At 63.7% G+C, this 15,137-nt stretch carries 15 protein-coding genes; 9 read left to right on the forward strand and 6 right to left on the reverse strand.

Features of this window, described 5'->3' with window-relative positions; genetic code table 11:
- Positions 1–109 precede the first annotated feature (109 nt).
- A complete protein-coding gene (locus JQ558_RS32525; protein ID WP_212296318.1) occupies positions 110–1,174 on the forward strand; it encodes an aromatic ring-hydroxylating dioxygenase subunit alpha in 1,065 nt (354 codons plus the stop codon).
- Positions 1,175–1,338: 164 nt separating this feature from the next.
- On the opposite strand, the gene JQ558_RS32530 is transcribed toward JQ558_RS32525, so the two are convergent.
- Both JQ558_RS32530 and JQ558_RS32535 read right to left on the reverse strand, forming a co-directional pair.
- On the reverse strand, positions 1,339–2,565 hold the full coding sequence (locus JQ558_RS32530) for a serine hydrolase domain-containing protein (RefSeq protein ID WP_409410614.1): 1,227 nt from the start codon (positions 2,563–2,565) through the stop codon (positions 1,339–1,341).
- 137 nt (positions 2,566–2,702) lie between these two features.
- Positions 2,703–4,361, reverse strand: coding sequence for an FAD-binding dehydrogenase (locus JQ558_RS32535; RefSeq protein ID WP_212296320.1), 1,659 nt, complete (start codon positions 4,359–4,361; stop codon positions 2,703–2,705).
- A gap of 284 nt (positions 4,362–4,645) precedes the next feature.
- Between JQ558_RS32535 and JQ558_RS32540 the strand changes: the two genes are divergently transcribed.
- The 6 genes from JQ558_RS32540 to JQ558_RS32565 all read left to right on the forward strand — a co-directional run bounded on the left by JQ558_RS32540 (position 4,646) and on the right by JQ558_RS32565 (position 9,968).
- Positions 4,646–5,116: a hypothetical protein gene (locus JQ558_RS32540; protein ID WP_212276174.1), complete on the forward strand. Its 471-nt coding sequence runs from the start codon at positions 4,646–4,648 to the stop codon at positions 5,114–5,116.
- A gap of 127 nt (positions 5,117–5,243) precedes the next feature.
- Positions 5,244–5,480 (forward strand): hypothetical protein, encoded by a 237-nt coding sequence (locus tag JQ558_RS32545; RefSeq protein WP_249142744.1) that lies wholly within the window; start codon positions 5,244–5,246, stop codon positions 5,478–5,480.
- A 22-nt stretch (positions 5,481–5,502) separates the two neighbouring features.
- Positions 5,503–6,093: an SCO family protein gene (locus JQ558_RS32550; RefSeq protein WP_212296321.1), complete on the forward strand. Its 591-nt coding sequence runs from the start codon at positions 5,503–5,505 to the stop codon at positions 6,091–6,093.
- A gap of 85 nt (positions 6,094–6,178) precedes the next feature.
- A complete protein-coding gene (locus tag JQ558_RS32555) occupies positions 6,179–7,096 on the forward strand; it encodes a transporter substrate-binding domain-containing protein (RefSeq protein ID WP_212296322.1) in 918 nt (305 codons plus the stop codon).
- Between the two features lie 156 nt (positions 7,097–7,252).
- Positions 7,253–8,896: a lysine--tRNA ligase gene (locus tag JQ558_RS32560; protein WP_212296323.1), complete on the forward strand. Its 1,644-nt coding sequence runs from the start codon at positions 7,253–7,255 to the stop codon at positions 8,894–8,896.
- A 289-nt stretch (positions 8,897–9,185) separates the two neighbouring features.
- Positions 9,186–9,968, forward strand: coding sequence for a class II aldolase/adducin family protein (locus JQ558_RS32565; protein WP_212276170.1), 783 nt, complete (start codon positions 9,186–9,188; stop codon positions 9,966–9,968).
- Positions 9,969–10,097: 129 nt separating this feature from the next.
- On the opposite strand, the gene JQ558_RS32570 is transcribed toward JQ558_RS32565, so the two are convergent.
- Complete coding sequence (locus JQ558_RS32570; protein ID WP_212296324.1) at positions 10,098–10,679, reverse strand: mismatch-specific DNA-glycosylase; 582 nt, start codon at positions 10,677–10,679, stop codon at positions 10,098–10,100.
- Positions 10,646–11,296, reverse strand: a complete 651-nt coding sequence (locus JQ558_RS32575; RefSeq protein WP_212276168.1) for a helix-turn-helix transcriptional regulator — start codon at positions 11,294–11,296, stop codon at positions 10,646–10,648. Before JQ558_RS32575 ends, JQ558_RS32570 begins: the two co-directional genes overlap by 34 nt.
- A 183-nt stretch (positions 11,297–11,479) precedes the next feature.
- Between JQ558_RS32575 and JQ558_RS32580 the strand changes: the two genes are divergently transcribed.
- Together JQ558_RS32580 and JQ558_RS32585 are read left to right on the forward strand one after the other, a co-directional pair.
- Positions 11,480–11,824, forward strand: a complete 345-nt coding sequence (locus JQ558_RS32580; RefSeq protein ID WP_212296325.1) for a DUF952 domain-containing protein — start codon at positions 11,480–11,482, stop codon at positions 11,822–11,824.
- The gene (locus tag JQ558_RS32585) at positions 11,821–12,918 is read left to right on the forward strand and encodes a quinone-dependent dihydroorotate dehydrogenase (protein WP_212276167.1); all 1,098 of its coding nucleotides are present in this window, start codon (positions 11,821–11,823) and stop codon (positions 12,916–12,918) included. Before JQ558_RS32580 ends, JQ558_RS32585 begins: the two co-directional genes overlap by 4 nt.
- A gap of 155 nt (positions 12,919–13,073) precedes the next feature.
- On the opposite strand, the gene JQ558_RS32590 is transcribed toward JQ558_RS32585, so the two are convergent.
- The gene (locus tag JQ558_RS32590; RefSeq protein WP_212296326.1) at positions 13,074–14,399 is read right to left on the reverse strand and encodes an MATE family efflux transporter; all 1,326 of its coding nucleotides are present in this window, start codon (positions 14,397–14,399) and stop codon (positions 13,074–13,076) included.
- A 2-nt stretch (positions 14,400–14,401) separates the two neighbouring features.
- Positions 14,402–15,136: an MBL fold metallo-hydrolase gene (locus JQ558_RS32595; RefSeq protein ID WP_212211321.1), complete on the reverse strand. Its 735-nt coding sequence runs from the start codon at positions 15,134–15,136 to the stop codon at positions 14,402–14,404.
- Position 15,137 lies beyond the last annotated feature (1 nt).

The following is a 15,137-nucleotide window of genomic DNA, read 5'->3' on the forward strand; positions in this document are numbered from 1 at the left end:
GGGCCGGTACAGTGTGTCCAGACAATCCGGATATCCGCACCGGCGCCGATGCCATAGAAGATGACACAAACGAAAAAGAAAAGCGCACCAAGCAACAGGGAGGAATGCCATGACCGATGACGGAATCTTTCTTCGCAACTCCTGGTACGTCGCGGCCTGGAACCACGAACTGATCGACGGCAGGAAGTTGCCCCGTACCATCCTGGAGCGGCCGGTTGTGATGTACCGCGGCGAGAGCGGCAAGGTCGTCGCCCTCGACGACCGCTGTTGCCATCGCGCAGCGCCGCTCTCCATGGGCCGGATCGAAGGCGACGACATCCGCTGCATGTATCACGGCATGAAGTTCGACCCATCAGGCAAATGCATCCAGATCCCTGGCCAGGACATCATCCCGCCAAAACTCGGCGTACGCAGCTATCCCGTGGTCGAGCGCTACAATCTGATCTGGATCTGGATGGGCGACATCGAGAAAGCCGATCCCGATTTGATCGTGGACTATCCGCCGCTCGCCGATCCCAAGTGGCGGGGTTTGCCGGGGTATATGTACTACAAGGCGAACTGGCTGCTGATCGTCGATAATCTCAGCGATTTCGCGCACCTTGCCTTCGTGCATACCCACACCCTCGGCGGCTCCGAGGAATATGCCTACAAGACCAAGCCGGTCGCGATCGAAAAGCTCGATGACGGTTTCCGCGTCGAGCGCTGGCACATGAGCGCCGATCCGCCGCCCTATCTCTGCAAGGTGATTGCCAACAAGACCGACAAGGTGGACCGCCGCAATATCGGCCGCATGCTGGTGCCCGGCATCTTTCTGCTCGACTCCATGTTCGCGCCGGCAGGGCAGGGTGCGGAGAAGGGAGCCCAGGTTCCAGGCACGCGGCAATTTCGCAACGCCCAGTTCATGACCCCGGAAACGCGAAGCACGACGCATTTCTTCTGGAACTATCTGCACGATTTCGACATCGACAATCCGAACATCGCGCTGTCGCTGCGGCACAGCCTCGAAGAAGCGTTCCACGAGGATCTGGCGATCATCGAGGCGCAGCAGAAGGTGTTTGACGCCGATCCGAACTATCAGCTGCTCGCAATCGGCGCCGACGCGGCGCTGACCTATTTCCGCTGGGTGCTGGCGCGGCGGATCGAAGCGGAGAGGAGCGCGGCGAAGGCGGCGTAGGCCGGCCCGCAAAAATGAGGCTCGTCATGGCCGGGCTTAGCCGCCCGAAGGACGGCGTCGCTTCCGCTCGCCTTGTCCCGGCCATCCACGTCCTCCTTGCTTAACGGAAGCCAAGACATGGATGCCCGGCACAAGGCCGGGCATGACGAATGTAGGTGAGCCGGCTACTTTTCAAACGCCTCATACACCAGCGCCTTGAACGCAGGCGTGATGCGTTGGCGCTCGAGCTGGGTCTGCTCCATCAGGATGTAGATCATGTCCAGCTTGGGATCGACGCCGAAATAGGTGCCGCTGCCGCTGTCCCATTTCAGCTCGCCGATCGAGCCTGCCGGCGGTGGCTTGGCATTTCCAGGTTCTACGCGAACCGCAAGGCCAAAGCCGTAACCAAAGCCATCGCCGGGAAAATAGAAGTAATCCCGCCCGACGCCGGAGCCCGGTCCGATCTGATCTGACGTCATCTGCTTGAACGCGGCCGCGCTGAGATACTGCTTGCCGTCGAGCTTTCCGCCGCCCAGCAGCATCTGCGCAAAGCGTGCGTAATCCGTGATGGTCGAAAGCAGGCCGCCGCCGGCTGATTCCCATTCGGGATGCCTGCGCCGTTCCTTCCCCGACATCCGCAGGACGGTATCGCCCGGCAGCGGCTCGGCCATGCGCGCCGCTTCAGCCGCGCCCTGCAGCACGAACTTCGTGCTGGTCATGCCAAGCGGATCGAGTATGCGCTCTTTCAGGAACTGATAGAGCGATTTGCCGGTGACGATTTCGATGACGTGCCCGAGAACGTCGGTGGAATGGCCGTAGCGCCAGAGTGTGCCGGGCTGCCTCGCCAGCGGCAGGCGGGCGATGCGCTCGGCAAATTCCGCGTTGTTGAAATGCCCCTCAAAGATGTTGGCGTCCGTATAGGCCTTCATGATCAATTCGCTGCCGATGTATTCATAGGTGATGCCGGACGTATGCCGGAGCAGATCCTCGATCGTCACCGGCCGGATCGGCGGCACGAGCTGCAGGACCGGGTTGCCGTCGCGCGGTTTGAATTCCACGCCGACCTTCGTGTCGGCAAATGCCGGAATGTATCGGGACACCGGATCGGCCAGCGCCAGTTTTCCTTCATCGATCAGCATCATCGCCGCCACGCTGGTGATCGGCTTGGTCATCGAATGGATGGCAAAGATCGTGTCCGGCGTCATCGGCAGCTTGGTGGCGACGTCCCGAACGCCGAAGCTCTTGAGATAGACCGGCTTGCCATGTTGCTGGATCAGCACGACCGCGCCGGGCAGCTTGCCGGTCGTCACTTCGTTTTCAAACAATTGCGACACGCGTTCGAGTTTGGCGAGCGAGGGCGCCGGCGCGGCGGCGTTGCCCTGGGCGCGGGCCGGCGCGCCGCTCCCGGCCATCACCAAGGCTGCCGCGAGTAGTATGGCTATGACCTTCGGCATCAAAACAACAGCCCTGGCAATGGGTTCCTTACTTTGCATGGGGTTGTTTTCGCGGTTTTGTTTCCGGGTCCTTCGGCTTTGGTCTGCTTGCCCTGTCATCCCGCCGCCTTCGCCGCCGCGCGTCCCGCATTCCGCCCCGAAAACAGACACCCGCCGAGGAACGTGCCCTCCAGCGAGCGGTAGCCGTGCACGCCGCCGCCGCCGAAACCGGCGGCCTCGCCGGCGGCGTACAGCCCCTTGATGGTCTCGCCGCCCGTGCCGAACACGCGGGAGTCGAGATCGGTCTCGAAGCCGCCGAGCGTCTTGCGGGTCAGGATGTTGAGTTTGACCGCGATCAGCGGGCCATGCTCGGGGTCGAGGATGCGATGCGGTTTGGCTGTGCGGATCAGCTTGTCGCCGATATAGCGCCGCGCATTGTGGATGTTCATCACCTGCGCATCCTTGACGTAGGGATTCGTCATCTCGCGGTCGCGCGCCTCGATCTGGCGCTTGATGTGATCGAGCTGCAGCAGATTGTCGCGGCTGAGCGCGTTCATGGCGCTGACGAGGTCGGCGAGATTATCGCGCACGATGAAGTCGGCGCCCTTCTGCTTGAATGCTTCCACCGGCGCCGGCGCGCCCTTGTTGGTGGCGCGCTTGATGGTCATGCGCCAGCTCTTGCCGGTGAGGTCGGGGTTCTGTTCCGAGCCTGACAGAGCGAACTCCTTCTTGATGATGCTCTGGGTCAGGATGAACCAGGAATAATCGTATCCCGTAGACATGATGTAGTGCAGCTGGCCGAGCGTGTCGGAGCCGGGAAACAGCGGCGCGGGCAGCCGTTTGCCTGTCGCGTCGAACCACAGCGATGACGGCCCGGGCAGGATCCGAATGCCGTGGCGCGGCCAGATCGGCGACCAGTTGCGGATACCCTCGACGTAATGCCACATCCGGTCGCGGTTGATCAGCCGCGCGCCGGCAGCCTCGGTGATCCCGATCATCCTGCCGTCGACATGTTCGGGCACGCCGGAGATCATGAATTTCGGCGGTTCGCCGAGGCGCTTCGGCCAATTCTGGCGGACCAGATCGTGATTGCCGCCGATGCCGCCGGAGGCAGCGATCACCGCCTGGGCGCGAAAGCTGAAATCGCCGGTGACCTGGCGCGAGCTGCTCTGGCCGCGTTCGACATTGGTGGGTTCGAGGATCGACCCGCTGACACCCTCGACCGTGCCGTTGGTGATACTGAGCGCATCGACGCGGTGGCGGAACTTGAAAGTCAGCCGGCCGATCTTCTGCGCCTCGCGGGCGCGCCGTTCGAACGGCTCGACGATGCCCGGGCCAGTGCCCCAGGTGACATGAAAGCGCGGCACCGAATTGCCGTGCCCCATCGCGTCATAGCCGCCGCGTTCGGCCCAGCCGACCACGGGAAAAATACGGTGTCCCATCGCGCGCAGCCACTCGCGCTTCTCGCTCGCGGCGAACGCGACATAGGATTCCGCCCACTTCTTCGGCCAAAAATCCTCGTCGCGGTCGAAGCCGGCGGTGCCGAACCAGTCCTGCAGCGCCAGATCGTAGCTGTCCTTGATGCCGAGCCGACGCTGTTCCGGACTATCCACCAGGAATAAGCCCCCGAACGACCAGAACGCCTGGCCGCCAAGGCTTTGTTCGCCCTCCTGGTCGATCACGATGACGCGCTTGCCGGCGTCTGCGATTTCGCATGCCGCGACCAGCCCGGCCAACCCGCCGCCGACCACGATTACGTCTGCGTCCTCTGCCATCGTGTCCTCCCCAACCCGAAATTGATTCAAACCACGCGATCCAATGCGGTCAACGGCAAATGCCGCTTGCCTGTGGCGAAGCTACCACCGTGAAGACGTTAACTTGTTCCAGTTTGGGACCTTTTCGCGCATCGGGTGCAGCGCCACTGCAACACTTAATTTGAATTTGTTTTGACTGGCTCCAGCCGCCTAGACAAAATCACGGTCTCGAACGACGCTCGCGAAGTCTTGCATCACGAAGACAATCAGATTCGGGTTCGACGTTTCAGGACTGGGGCTGGGATATGAAGCTGGTGACGGGGTTGCTTGCGGCGGTGCTGCTGCTGGCAGGGGTTGTGTCGAGCCAGGCGGTGGTCCGGATCGCCGACGATCGTGGCGGCCGGATCGGTACCTATGTCGATAAATACCAGGGCCTGCGCAGTTCCGGCGAGATGGTCATCATCGACGGCCTGTGCGCCTCGGCCTGCACTATCGTTCTCGGCGCCGTTCCCCACGACAGGATCTGCGTCACCTCGCACGCCAATCTCGGTTTCCATGCTGCCTGGGATTTCGGCGCCAACGGCCGGGCGATCACCAACGCCGAAGCGACCCAGATGCTGTATTCGATGTATCCGACGCCAATCCGGCGCTGGATCGCCCAGCGCGGCGGCCTGACCCAGCGCATGATCTTCCTGCGCGGCAAGCAATTGCAGGCGATGTTCAGGCCCTGCTATCTCGACGCCCAGGCCTCCGCGATCAAGCCGGCGTCTCGCTGAGATCCCGGCGTCGCACTGCGATCGCCCTAGCGTCGCACCGCGATCGCCCCGGCGTCTCCCTGAGATCGCCTGGCGTCGCGCTGAAACAGCAGATATTCCTCCGCATGACGTGATTGGCTGCGCGGCCATGGCGCTTGCCTGGCCCTGGAACTGGCCCTATCTGAACCGCATGGTTCAGCCGATTTCCACCCAGCATGGGATGATCGCGGCACCCCGGCCGCAGGGCAGGGTGGCGTCCGCGATCGTCTGGGGCGCCGCCAGCCTCGGCGGGCTAGCCGTGTGCGGCGCCGCGGCGCTCTGGTTCCACTACGGGACCACGGTGTTCTTTGAAATGATCGCCGCCGGTATTTCGGCCTGCTTCTGATCCGGACATAAGGAATTTTCGCATGGACCGGAGCATCCGCCCGCTGGTGATCGTCGCCTCCTTTGCCGTCAGCCTGCTGGTGGGCCTCCTGATCATGCTGTGGGCGCTCGGCGGCCTGCGCACCGTCACGGCGCCGGCCGCGATCGGCGGGCCATTTCAACTGACCGACCAGGCCGGCCAGACCGTGACCGACAAGGATCTCAAGGGTCGGCCGACGCTGATCTTCTTCGGCTTCACCCATTGCCCCGATGTGTGCCCGACTGCGCTGTTCGAGATTTCCGAAGTCCTGAAGGCGATGGGCAAGGACGCCGACCGCGTCAACGCCTTTTTCGTCTCGGTCGATCCGGAGCGCGACACCGCGGTCGCGATGAAGGAATATCTCTCCAGTTTCGACCCGCATCTAAAGGGCCTGACGGGCAACTCCGAGGCGGTGGCCAAGGTGCTGTCGGCCTACCGGGTTTATTCCAAGAAGGTCCCGCTCAAGGACGGCGACTACACCATGGACCACACCGCGCTGGTCTATTTGATGGATCGCGACGGCCGCTTCGTCTCGCCGTTCAACCTGAAACGGACACCCCAGGAAGCTGCGACCGATCTGAAGAAATATCTCTGAGCCGTACCAGAGCCTCGCAAAACGGCCTCGCATCGGATGCCGGATGGTCTATAAGGCCATCCAATTCCACAACAAAACGCCGGCAATGCCCCACCAGCCAGCCTTGTTACAAAGCGCCAGATTGCCAAAATCCGTCCGCAGCTTGCTGACCGGGATTTCGATCGCGGCTGCGCTGGCTGTTATGCTGCCCGGTGAGGCGTCCGCACAAACCGCGCCCCGGCCCGCGGTCGAGGCGGCGCCGCAGGCGGTGCCAGGTTTTTGGGACCCCAGGCGGCGTCCGGACCGGCCCGATTTGTCGCGCCTGACCGTGATCCGGTTCCTGACCGAAACCGACTATCCGCCGTTCAACTTCACCGGCCCCGACGGCAACCCGGCCGGCTTCAATGTCGATCTGGCGCGCGCGCTGTGCGACGAGATCAAGGTTACCTGCACCATCCAGATGCGCCGGTTCGAGACCCTGATCGACGCCATCACCAGCAACCGCGGCGACGCCATCATCGCGTCGATGGCGGTGACGCCGCAATTGCGCGCCCGCATCGATTTCACCGACCCCTATTACCGCGCGCCGGCGCGCTTCGTGTCGCGGCGCGACGCCGTGATGCCGGAGGTGCGTCCCGAATATCTCGAAGGCAAGAAAATCGGCGCGATCGCCGGCACTTCGCATGAGGCCTATCTGAAGGCGATGTTTACCGACGCCGAGATCAAATCGTACCCCAATGACGAGGCGCTGCGGCTGGCCCTGCGGCGAAGCGAGGTCGATTTCATCTTCGGCGACGCGATCGCGCTGGCGTTCTGGATCAACGGCACGGATTCAGCCGAATGCTGCGCCTTCTCGGGCGGGCCGTTCGTCGAGAGCCGCTATTTCGGCGAGGGCATCGGCATCGCGGTCCGCAAGGGCAACGATCTGCTGCGGCAGTCGCTGAACTGGGCGCTGTTCCGGCTCTGGGAAAAAGGCCGCTATACGGATTTGTGGCTGCGTTATTTTTCCATCAGTCCGTTTTGACGCTGGATTTGGATTCGTGGGGTGGGCAAAGGCGCGCTTGCGCCGTGCCCACCATCTTACTCGCTGAACGTTGTGGTGGGCACGCTTCGCTTTGCCCACCCTACGAGTCTATAATACCAAGCCCGTTTCCCGGCCCTTCGGAGAAAGCCCGTCTAAATGTCCACCATCGACCTTGCCGCCAGCCCGAGCGATTTGCGTGCGCTCGCCGAACAATCCAACGCCTGGCCGTTCGAGCAGGCCAAAGCGATTGTCGCGCGGCTGAAAAAGAGCCCGAAGGACGAGGTGCTGTTCGAGACCGGCTACGGTCCGTCGGGGCTGCCGCATATCGGCACCTTCGGCGAGGTCGCGCGTACCACCATGGTGCGCCATGCCTTTCGCGTGCTGACCGAGGACAAGATCAAGACGCGGCTGCTGGCGTTCTCCGACGACATGGATGGCCTGCGCAAGGTGCCGGACAACGTCCCCAATCGCGACATGATGGCGGCTCATCTGGGCAAGCCGCTGACCCGCGTGCCGGATCCGTTCTCGAACGAACACCCCTCGTTCGGCGCCGCCAACAACGCGCGCTTGCGTGCATTCCTCGATCATTTCGGCTTCGACTACGAGTTTGCCAGTTCTACCGACTATTACACATCGGGCCGCTTCGACGCGACGCTGCTCAAGATGCTCGCCGCCTACGACAAGGTCATGGCGATCATCCTGCCGACGCTGGGGCCGGACCGGCGCGCGACCTATTCCCCGTTCCTGCCCATCAGCAAGACATCCGGCGTCGTGCTGCAGGTGCCGATGATCCGCCGCGACATTGGCGCCGGCACGATAACCTATGTCGACCCCGACAGCGGCGAGGAGGTCGAAACCCCGGTCACGGGCGGCAATGTGAAGTGCCAGTGGAAGGCCGACTGGGCGATGCGCTGGGTCGCGCTCGGCGTCGACTACGAGATGGCCGGCAAGGATCTGATCGACTCGGTGAAGCTCTCGGGCCAGATCACCCGGGCGCTCGACGCCACGCCGCCGGAAGGCTTCAACTACGAACTGTTCCTCGATGAACAGGGCCAGAAGATCTCCAAGTCGAAGGGCAACGGGCTCACGATCGACGAATGGCTGCGCTATGCGTCGCCGGAATCGCTGTCGCTGTTCATGTACCGCGAGCCGAAGGCGGCGAAGCGGCTGCATTTCGACGTGATCCCGCGCAATGTCGATGACTACCAGCAATTCCTCGACGGCTTGCCGCGGCAGGACGCCAAGCAGCAGCTGCAAAATCCGGTATGGCACATCCATGCCGGCCAGCCGCCGAAGGCCGACATGCCGGTCACGTTCCAGCTGTTGCTGACGCTGGTGTCGTCGTCGAATGCGGAGAACGCCGAAACGCTGTGGGGTTTTATCGGGCGCTATCGGCCCGGCGTGACGCCGCAGACGCATCCGAAGCTCGACGCGCTGGTCGGCTACGCCATCAATTATTATCGCGACTTCGTGGCGCCGACCAAAAAATTCCGTGAGCCGACAGACGGTGAGCGCGTCGCGCTGCAGGATCTGCGCGACGCGCTGTCGCAACTGCCGGCGACGTCGACGGCGGAAGAGATCCAGAACGTGGTCTACGAGATCGGCCGCCGCGAGCCATTCCTCGATCTCGTCAAGAAGGGCAAGGATGGCCGGCCGGGCGTCTCGCTCGACTGGTTCAACATGCTCTATCAGGTGCTGCTCGGTCAGGAAAAAGGCCCGCGCTTCGGCTCGTTCGTCGCGGTGTATGGCCTGACCAATGCGGTGGCCATGATTGACGGCGCGCTGGCGAGGTCGGCTTAAGAGGCGCGCGCTTCTCTTCCCCTCTCCCCTTGTGGGAGAGGGTGCCGGAGCGAAGCGTAGGCGGGTGAGGGGTTCTCTCCGCGGACACAACTCCCTCTACGGATAGAGACCCCTCATCCGGCGCTTCGCGCCACCTTCTCCTACAAGGGGAGAAGGGAAGCAGGGAAGAAGAAGCCGCAAATCCAGATGGCAGGCCCGCCGCAATTTCAACCGCGGCCTGCACCGAATTGCGCTACACTATCCGCCATCAAGCCTCCGTGGAGAGGCGGGCAACATTGGGAGCAGACGCATGCAGTTCAGGGTTTCGCCGAACTTGATCAACGACAGCAGCGCCGAGGAGTGGCAGGCGCGGGTCGATCTGGCGGCCGCGCATCGCCTCGCCTTCAACCAGGGTTTTTCCGAAGGCATCTTCAACCATCTGACCTACACGGTGCCGGGCCGCAGCGACCGCTACTACCAGATCCCGTTCGGCATGCATTGGTCCGAGGTGACGGCCTCGTCCTTCATGGAAGTCGGCGTCGATGACGGTGAGGTCAAGCGCGGCGAGGGCGAGGTCGAGCGCTCCTGCTATTGCATCCACGCCCCGATCCACAAGGCGCTGCCGCAGGCCAAAGCGGTGTTTCACACCCACATGCCCTATGCCAGCGCGCTGACGCGCCTCGATGATCCCCGCATCAAGGAGATCGGCCAGACCGAGGTCGGGCTATCAGGCGCCATCGCCTATGACGACGAATATACCGGGCCGGCCGTCGATCCTGCCGAGGGTGCCCGCCTTGCGAAGGTGATCGGCGACAAGCAGGTGCTGTTCATGGCCAATCACGGCATCTCGACGGTCGGTGCGACCGTCGCCGAGGCCTACGACATGCTCTATTACGTCGAACGCGCTGCGCAGGTGCAGATCTACGCGATGTGGACCGGGCAGAGGCTGAAGCAGCTTCCCGCGCCCGTGGTGGAGAAGACCCAGCGCGAATACAAGGATGAGCGTCTCTACAAGGGACCGACCCCGGCACAACGGCACTTCGATGCGTTGAAGCGCATGCTCGATCGCAAAGAGCCGGATTACGCGACGTAGCGACATTCTCCGCTGTCGTCCCGGCCTTGAGCTCAGATGCGCAATTGCGCATCGGGGGACCCATACGCCGCAGCTTCCCGTTTGGAGAAGACTGTTCGACGACTTTCTTATCACCACTAACGCTTGTGGTTATGGGTCCCGGCTCAAGGCCGGGACGACGAAGGTGGCAGCCCGCACCGCATCCGCAAACGCGTGCCAAATCTCCGGCCGCCAGCTTCCGTTCGCGGCGCCCGACGTGGAGGGCAGGATCCAGATTCGTGTGTGGGCGATCCGCTCAGCCTGTTTGCCGTAATCGCGCTTGCCGCCGAGAAATCCCTGTCCGGCCGCCTTGCTCGTGAATGCCAGGAATTTCGGCCGGAATACCGCAACCGAATTGCTCAGGCGGGATCGCGCATCCAGTCGCAGTTCCGATAGCGGGATCTGGTGGTCCATGCCCGAGTGCGTCTTCACGAGATCGGTGAGGCCGATCCGATGCTGCAGCAGATCTCGATACTGCTGCGGTTGCAGCAGCGCCGGCGTCAGCCCGGTCTCGTAGAGAATCTTCCAGAACTTGTTCTGCTTGTGCGCGTAGTAAGCCTTGGCTTTGGCTGATGCCGTCCCCGCAGCCATCCCGCACAGAACGATGTGAAGGGAATCTTCCAGCACATCCTGTAGGATATCCGGAGCCGGGGGCAACCCTACTGGCTCGCCCATACGATCCGCGCGATCCATTCGACGTCGTCGGCGTCGAGCGCGCGGTCGGCATGCGCCGGGTTGAGCGATTGCAGCTCCAGCGTCCTGGTGGTGCGGCGCTTCAATTCCTTCACCATCACCTCGCCGTCGCTCGTCTTCACCACCACGCGGTCGCCGCGCCGGATCGGTGTGCCGGGCGAGACCACGATGATGTCGCCGTCGCGGTAGGCGGGCTTCATCGAATCGCCGGATATTTCCAGCGCGTAGGCGTGCTCGTCGCCCGCGGCGGGCAGGGCCACCTCATCCCAGCCCTTGCCGGCGGGAAAACCGCTGTCGTCGAAATGGCCGCCGCTGCCGGCTTGGGCGAGGCCGAGCATCGGCACTGATTGCTGGCTGCGCGCGCCGTCGCCGATCAGCTGCACAAACGTGTCGATCGAGGAATTGGTCGCGGCCAGCGCCTTGGAGACCGATTCGGTGGAGGGCCAGCGTTCGCGGCCGTCGCCCGTGATGCGCTTGGATTTGTTGAAGGTGGTGGGGTCGAGGCCGGAGCGCTTCGCAAGGCCCGAGGGCGACAGCCCGGCGCGCTCGGCGAGCCGGTCGAGCGCGGTCCAGACCTGGCCGTGGGTGAGAATGCGGGCTTTGGATGGCTTGGCCATGGGATCACTCAAAGTCGGGTTTAGGAATTATTGCCTGAAACGCGGGTTTTCCGCAAATTCCAGGCTGGCCGGACGGCGCGGCGGCGCTTGAGTTCAGCCCCAGCCGCCTTTACGGTCGGCGCCCGACCCAGAATCCCGGGAAAAATCCCAAGAGACTCAACGACAAACAGGGAATGCCGGCGAGTGCCCACGATCTATAAAATCAGCCCCGCCTCGGCCTGGCGCGAGGCCGAGCGGCAAGGCGTCTATCGGGGCAGCGCGGACGATCTGCGCGACGGCTACATTCATTTTTCCACAGCGTCCCAGGTCGCCGAGACCGCGCGGAAACATTATTTCGGCCAGACCGGGCTGTTCTTGATCGCGGTCGACGCCGATGCGCTGGGGGACAGCCTGCGCTGGGAACCCTCGCGCAACGACGAATTGTTCCCGCATCTCTATGGCGAACTCGATCTCGGCGCCGTCACCGCCATCCTCGACATGCGGACGCGGTCCGACGGCCATCATGACATTCCGGAGCTTGCGCCGTGATCCGCGCCTTCGACGCCTTTTCCCTGCCGCTGCTGCGCTGGTTCGATCCGGAGGATGCGCATCGCATGGCGATCCAGGGCCTGCGGCTGCTGCCGCCGATCCGCTCAAAGCCTGACGATTCGAAGCTGGCGGTGCGCGCCTTCGGCCTGAACTTCCCCAATCCGATCGGGATGGCCGCGGGCTTCGACAAGAGCGCGGAGGCGCCCGACGCGCTGCTGCGGCTGGGATTTGGATTCGTCGAGATCGGCTCGGTGACGCCCAAACCGCAAGTCGGTAATCCGCGGCCGCGGTTGTTCCGGATGGAGCGCGACGAGGCCGTGATCAACCGGATGGGTTTCAACAATGACGGGGCGGAGATTGTGCTGCGGCGGCTCGCCTCGCGCGCGCATCTCTCCGGCATCATCGGTGTCAATGTCGGAGCCAACAAGGATTCGGCCGACCGCACCGCCGATTACGTCAAGCTGATCGAGACCTTTGCGCCGGTCGCGAGCTATTTCACCGTCAACGTCTCCTCGCCGAACACGCCGGGCCTGCGCAATCTGCAGCAATCGGCAGCCCTCGACGATCTCCTCGCCAGGGTGATCGATGCGCGCGAGCGGGTGCGCAAGAATGCCGGCGATTCCCCGGTGCTGCTCAAGATCGCGCCGGATCTCAGTCTGGCCGAACTCGACGACGTCGTGCACATCGCGCGTTCGCGCCGGGTGGATGGCATGGTCGTGGCCAACACCACGCTGGCGCGGCCCTCGAGCTTGCGCGAATCCGGCCGTGCCAAGGAGCAGGGCGGCCTGTCGGGACGGCCGCTGTTCCGGCTGTCGACGCGGATGGTCGCGGAGACTTATGTGCGTGCCGAAGGTGCCTTCCCGCTGATCGGGGTCGGCGGCATCGACAGCGGAGGTGCCGCACTCACAAAAATCCGCGCCGGCGCCAGCCTGATCCAGCTCTACTCGTCGCTGATCTACAAGGGCCTCGGGCTGGTCGAGGACATCAAGAACGATCTGTCCTCGACCTTGCTGCGCACCGGCCGCGATTCGCTTGCGGAAATCGTCGGCGCCGATGCCGCGACCATCACCGCCGAGGAATGGCCGGTGCAGTAGATGAATCTTCCCCTCTCCCTTTGTGGGAGAGGGTGGCTTCGCGAAGCGAAGACGGGTGAGGGGTTCTCTCCTCACGGCAAGATTAGAGTTTGAGGATAGAACCCCTCATCCGGCGCTTCGCGCCACCTTCTCCCACAAGGGGAGAAGGGAAGAACTCACCCTCCGAACGACTTCCTCAACAACGCCGGATAACGCAGCGCTTCCAGGCCGCCGCGGGCGGCATAATGCACCAATAGTGCGCCCCACAGCCCGGCATTGCCGAACGATCGCAACGCGAGCCACGCGCCGAGGAAGATCGCAAGCGACAGCAGCATCAGGTTGCGCATGTCGCGCGCCCAAGTGGCGCCGATATAGACCCCGTCAAAGGCAAAGGCGAACACGCCGAGCAGCGGTGCGAAGATCACGAACGGCAGATAATCGCGCGCGATGCGCCGCACGTCGGCGCTCGCCGTCATGATGTCGATCAGCGCGGGACCGAACAGGGCGAAGACGGCGGCGACGGCGAGCGCGAAGCCAAAACCCCAGAGCACGACCAGTTTGACCGCGCCGGCGAATCCGCGTCTGTCGCGCCCGCCGTAGGCGCGGCCGCAGAGCTGTTCGGCGGCGTTGGCAAGGCCGTCGAGGAAGAAGGCGCTGATCATCAGGAAATTGTTCAACACCGCATTGGCTGCGAGCGTCAGATCGCCGGCGCGGGCGCCCTGCGCGGTGAAGAACAGGAAGGCCGCGATCAACGCCGCGGTGCGAATCAGGATGTCACGATTGACCGCCAGCAAGCGCATCAGTTTGGTGCGGTCGAACAGCGTGGCGCGCAAGATGGCCGGCTGCCCTTGGGAGAGGCGCCGCGCGATCAGTATGCCGAGCAGGAGCCCGGCCGCTTCCGCGATCACGGCGGCGATCGCCGCGCCGGCAATGCCGAAGTCGAGCACCAGCACCAGGAGCGCGGTCGCTGCCGCATTGATCAGGTTGATGGCGATCTGGGTGCCGAGCGCCAGCCTGGCGCGGGCCTGTCCGATCAGCCAGCCCAGCACGACATAATTGCCGAGCGCCAGCGGCGCCGACCAGATCCGGATCGTGAAATAGGTTTTCGCCGCGCGCGTCACGCCTTCGCTGCCGCCCATCGCCTCCAGCAGGAGGCTGGCGAGCGGGGTCTGCAGCAGGATGAGCGCAGCGCCGACCAGCCCGGCGGCGATGAAGCCGCGCAGCAGGATGGCGCGTAGTTCCTGCGTGTCGCCGGCGCCGAGCGCCTGCGCTGTGAACGCGACTGTGCTCATGCGCAGGAAACCGAACAGCCAGAACAGGCAGTCGAACAGCACGGAGGCGACCGCCACGCCGCCGAGCAGCGTGGCATCGCCGAGCCGGCCGATCGCCGTGGTCGAGACGATGCCGATCAGCGGCGTCGTCAGGTTCGCGATCATCGCGGGACCCGCGATGGCAAATACCTGTGCCGTCGTGACTTTCGAGGGAGCGGCCGGCAAATGCATGCTTACAGCTCGACCACCAGACCGTCGCTTGCGGTGGAATAGGAAAGCGAACCCAGCCGCCCCAGCATGTCGTCGCTCATATGCGTCAGGATCAGCCGCCGGGCGTTGATCTCGGGCAGATGCGCTTCCAGCGTTTTCAGGCTGAGGTGGTTCTTGACGATCTTGTCGTAATAATACGCCTCGGCAATGAACAGGTCGGCCTCGCGCGCGGCCGGGATCAGCGTCTCCGTCCATTCGGTGTCGGCGCTGTAGGTGATGATGCGGCCTTCGGCCTCGATGCGGTGGGCCAGGAACGGGCCGCCGGATTCGCCGTGCACGACAGGATAGGGCGTCACCTTGACCGCGCCGAAGCTGCGGCTTTCCTCGGGATCGAGCGCGACGACGGAGAGCTCGAAGCGCTGCTTCGTCCTTGAGGAATGCTCGAACATTGCTTCCATCAATTGCGTCAGCCGGGTCTCGATTCCGTGCGGACCGGCGATGACGAGCGGACGGGTGCGGCGGGTGAACTGCGCATCGAGCAGGAAGAACGGCAGTCCGCCAAAATGGTCGCCGTGGAAATGCGTGATCAATATCAGGTCGATGCCGTCGCTGATGACACCGAGCCGCTTCAGCGCCAGCAGCGACGAGGCGCCGCAATCGATCAGGAAATTGACGCTGGCGCCGGTGACATGGAAACAGGTGTTGGCGCGGCCACCGGAGCCGAGCGCGTCGCCGCAGCCGATAAATTGCAGTTGCATC

The sequence above is a fragment of the Bradyrhizobium sp. AUGA SZCCT0160 genome (assembly GCF_018130105.1).
Taxonomy (GTDB): domain Bacteria; phylum Pseudomonadota; class Alphaproteobacteria; order Rhizobiales; family Xanthobacteraceae; genus Bradyrhizobium.

Excerpts from the sequence above, each read along its gene's own strand:
- JQ558_RS32535 (WP_212296320.1), bottom strand. The coding sequence starts at position 4,361 with ATGGCAGAGGACGCAGACGTAATCGTGGTCGGCGGCGGGTTGGCCGGG.
- JQ558_RS32545 (WP_249142744.1), top strand. The coding sequence starts at position 5,244 with ATGGCGCTTGCCTGGCCCTGGAACTGGCCCTATCTGAACCGCATGGTT.
- JQ558_RS32525 (WP_212296318.1), top strand. The coding sequence starts at position 110 with ATGACCGATGACGGAATCTTTCTTCGCAACTCCTGGTACGTCGCGGCC.
- JQ558_RS32565 (WP_212276170.1), top strand. The coding sequence starts at position 9,186 with ATGCAGTTCAGGGTTTCGCCGAACTTGATCAACGACAGCAGCGCCGAG.
- JQ558_RS32530 (WP_409410614.1), bottom strand. The coding sequence starts at position 2,565 with ATGGCCGGGAGCGGCGCGCCGGCCCGCGCCCAGGGCAACGCCGCCGCG.
- JQ558_RS32575 (WP_212276168.1), bottom strand. The coding sequence starts at position 11,296 with ATGGCCAAGCCATCCAAAGCCCGCATTCTCACCCACGGCCAGGTCTGG.
- JQ558_RS32550 (WP_212296321.1), top strand. The coding sequence starts at position 5,503 with ATGGACCGGAGCATCCGCCCGCTGGTGATCGTCGCCTCCTTTGCCGTC.
- JQ558_RS32540 (WP_212276174.1), top strand. The coding sequence starts at position 4,646 with ATGAAGCTGGTGACGGGGTTGCTTGCGGCGGTGCTGCTGCTGGCAGGG.
- JQ558_RS32555 (WP_212296322.1), top strand. The coding sequence starts at position 6,179 with ATGCCCCACCAGCCAGCCTTGTTACAAAGCGCCAGATTGCCAAAATCC.
- JQ558_RS32590 (WP_212296326.1), bottom strand. The coding sequence starts at position 14,399 with ATGCATTTGCCGGCCGCTCCCTCGAAAGTCACGACGGCACAGGTATTT.
- JQ558_RS32570 (WP_212296324.1), bottom strand. The coding sequence starts at position 10,679 with ATGGATCGCGCGGATCGTATGGGCGAGCCAGTAGGGTTGCCCCCGGCT.
- JQ558_RS32560 (WP_212296323.1), top strand. The coding sequence starts at position 7,253 with ATGTCCACCATCGACCTTGCCGCCAGCCCGAGCGATTTGCGTGCGCTC.
- JQ558_RS32595 (WP_212211321.1), bottom strand. The coding sequence starts at position 15,136 with ATGCAACTGCAATTTATCGGCTGCGGCGACGCGCTCGGCTCCGGTGGC.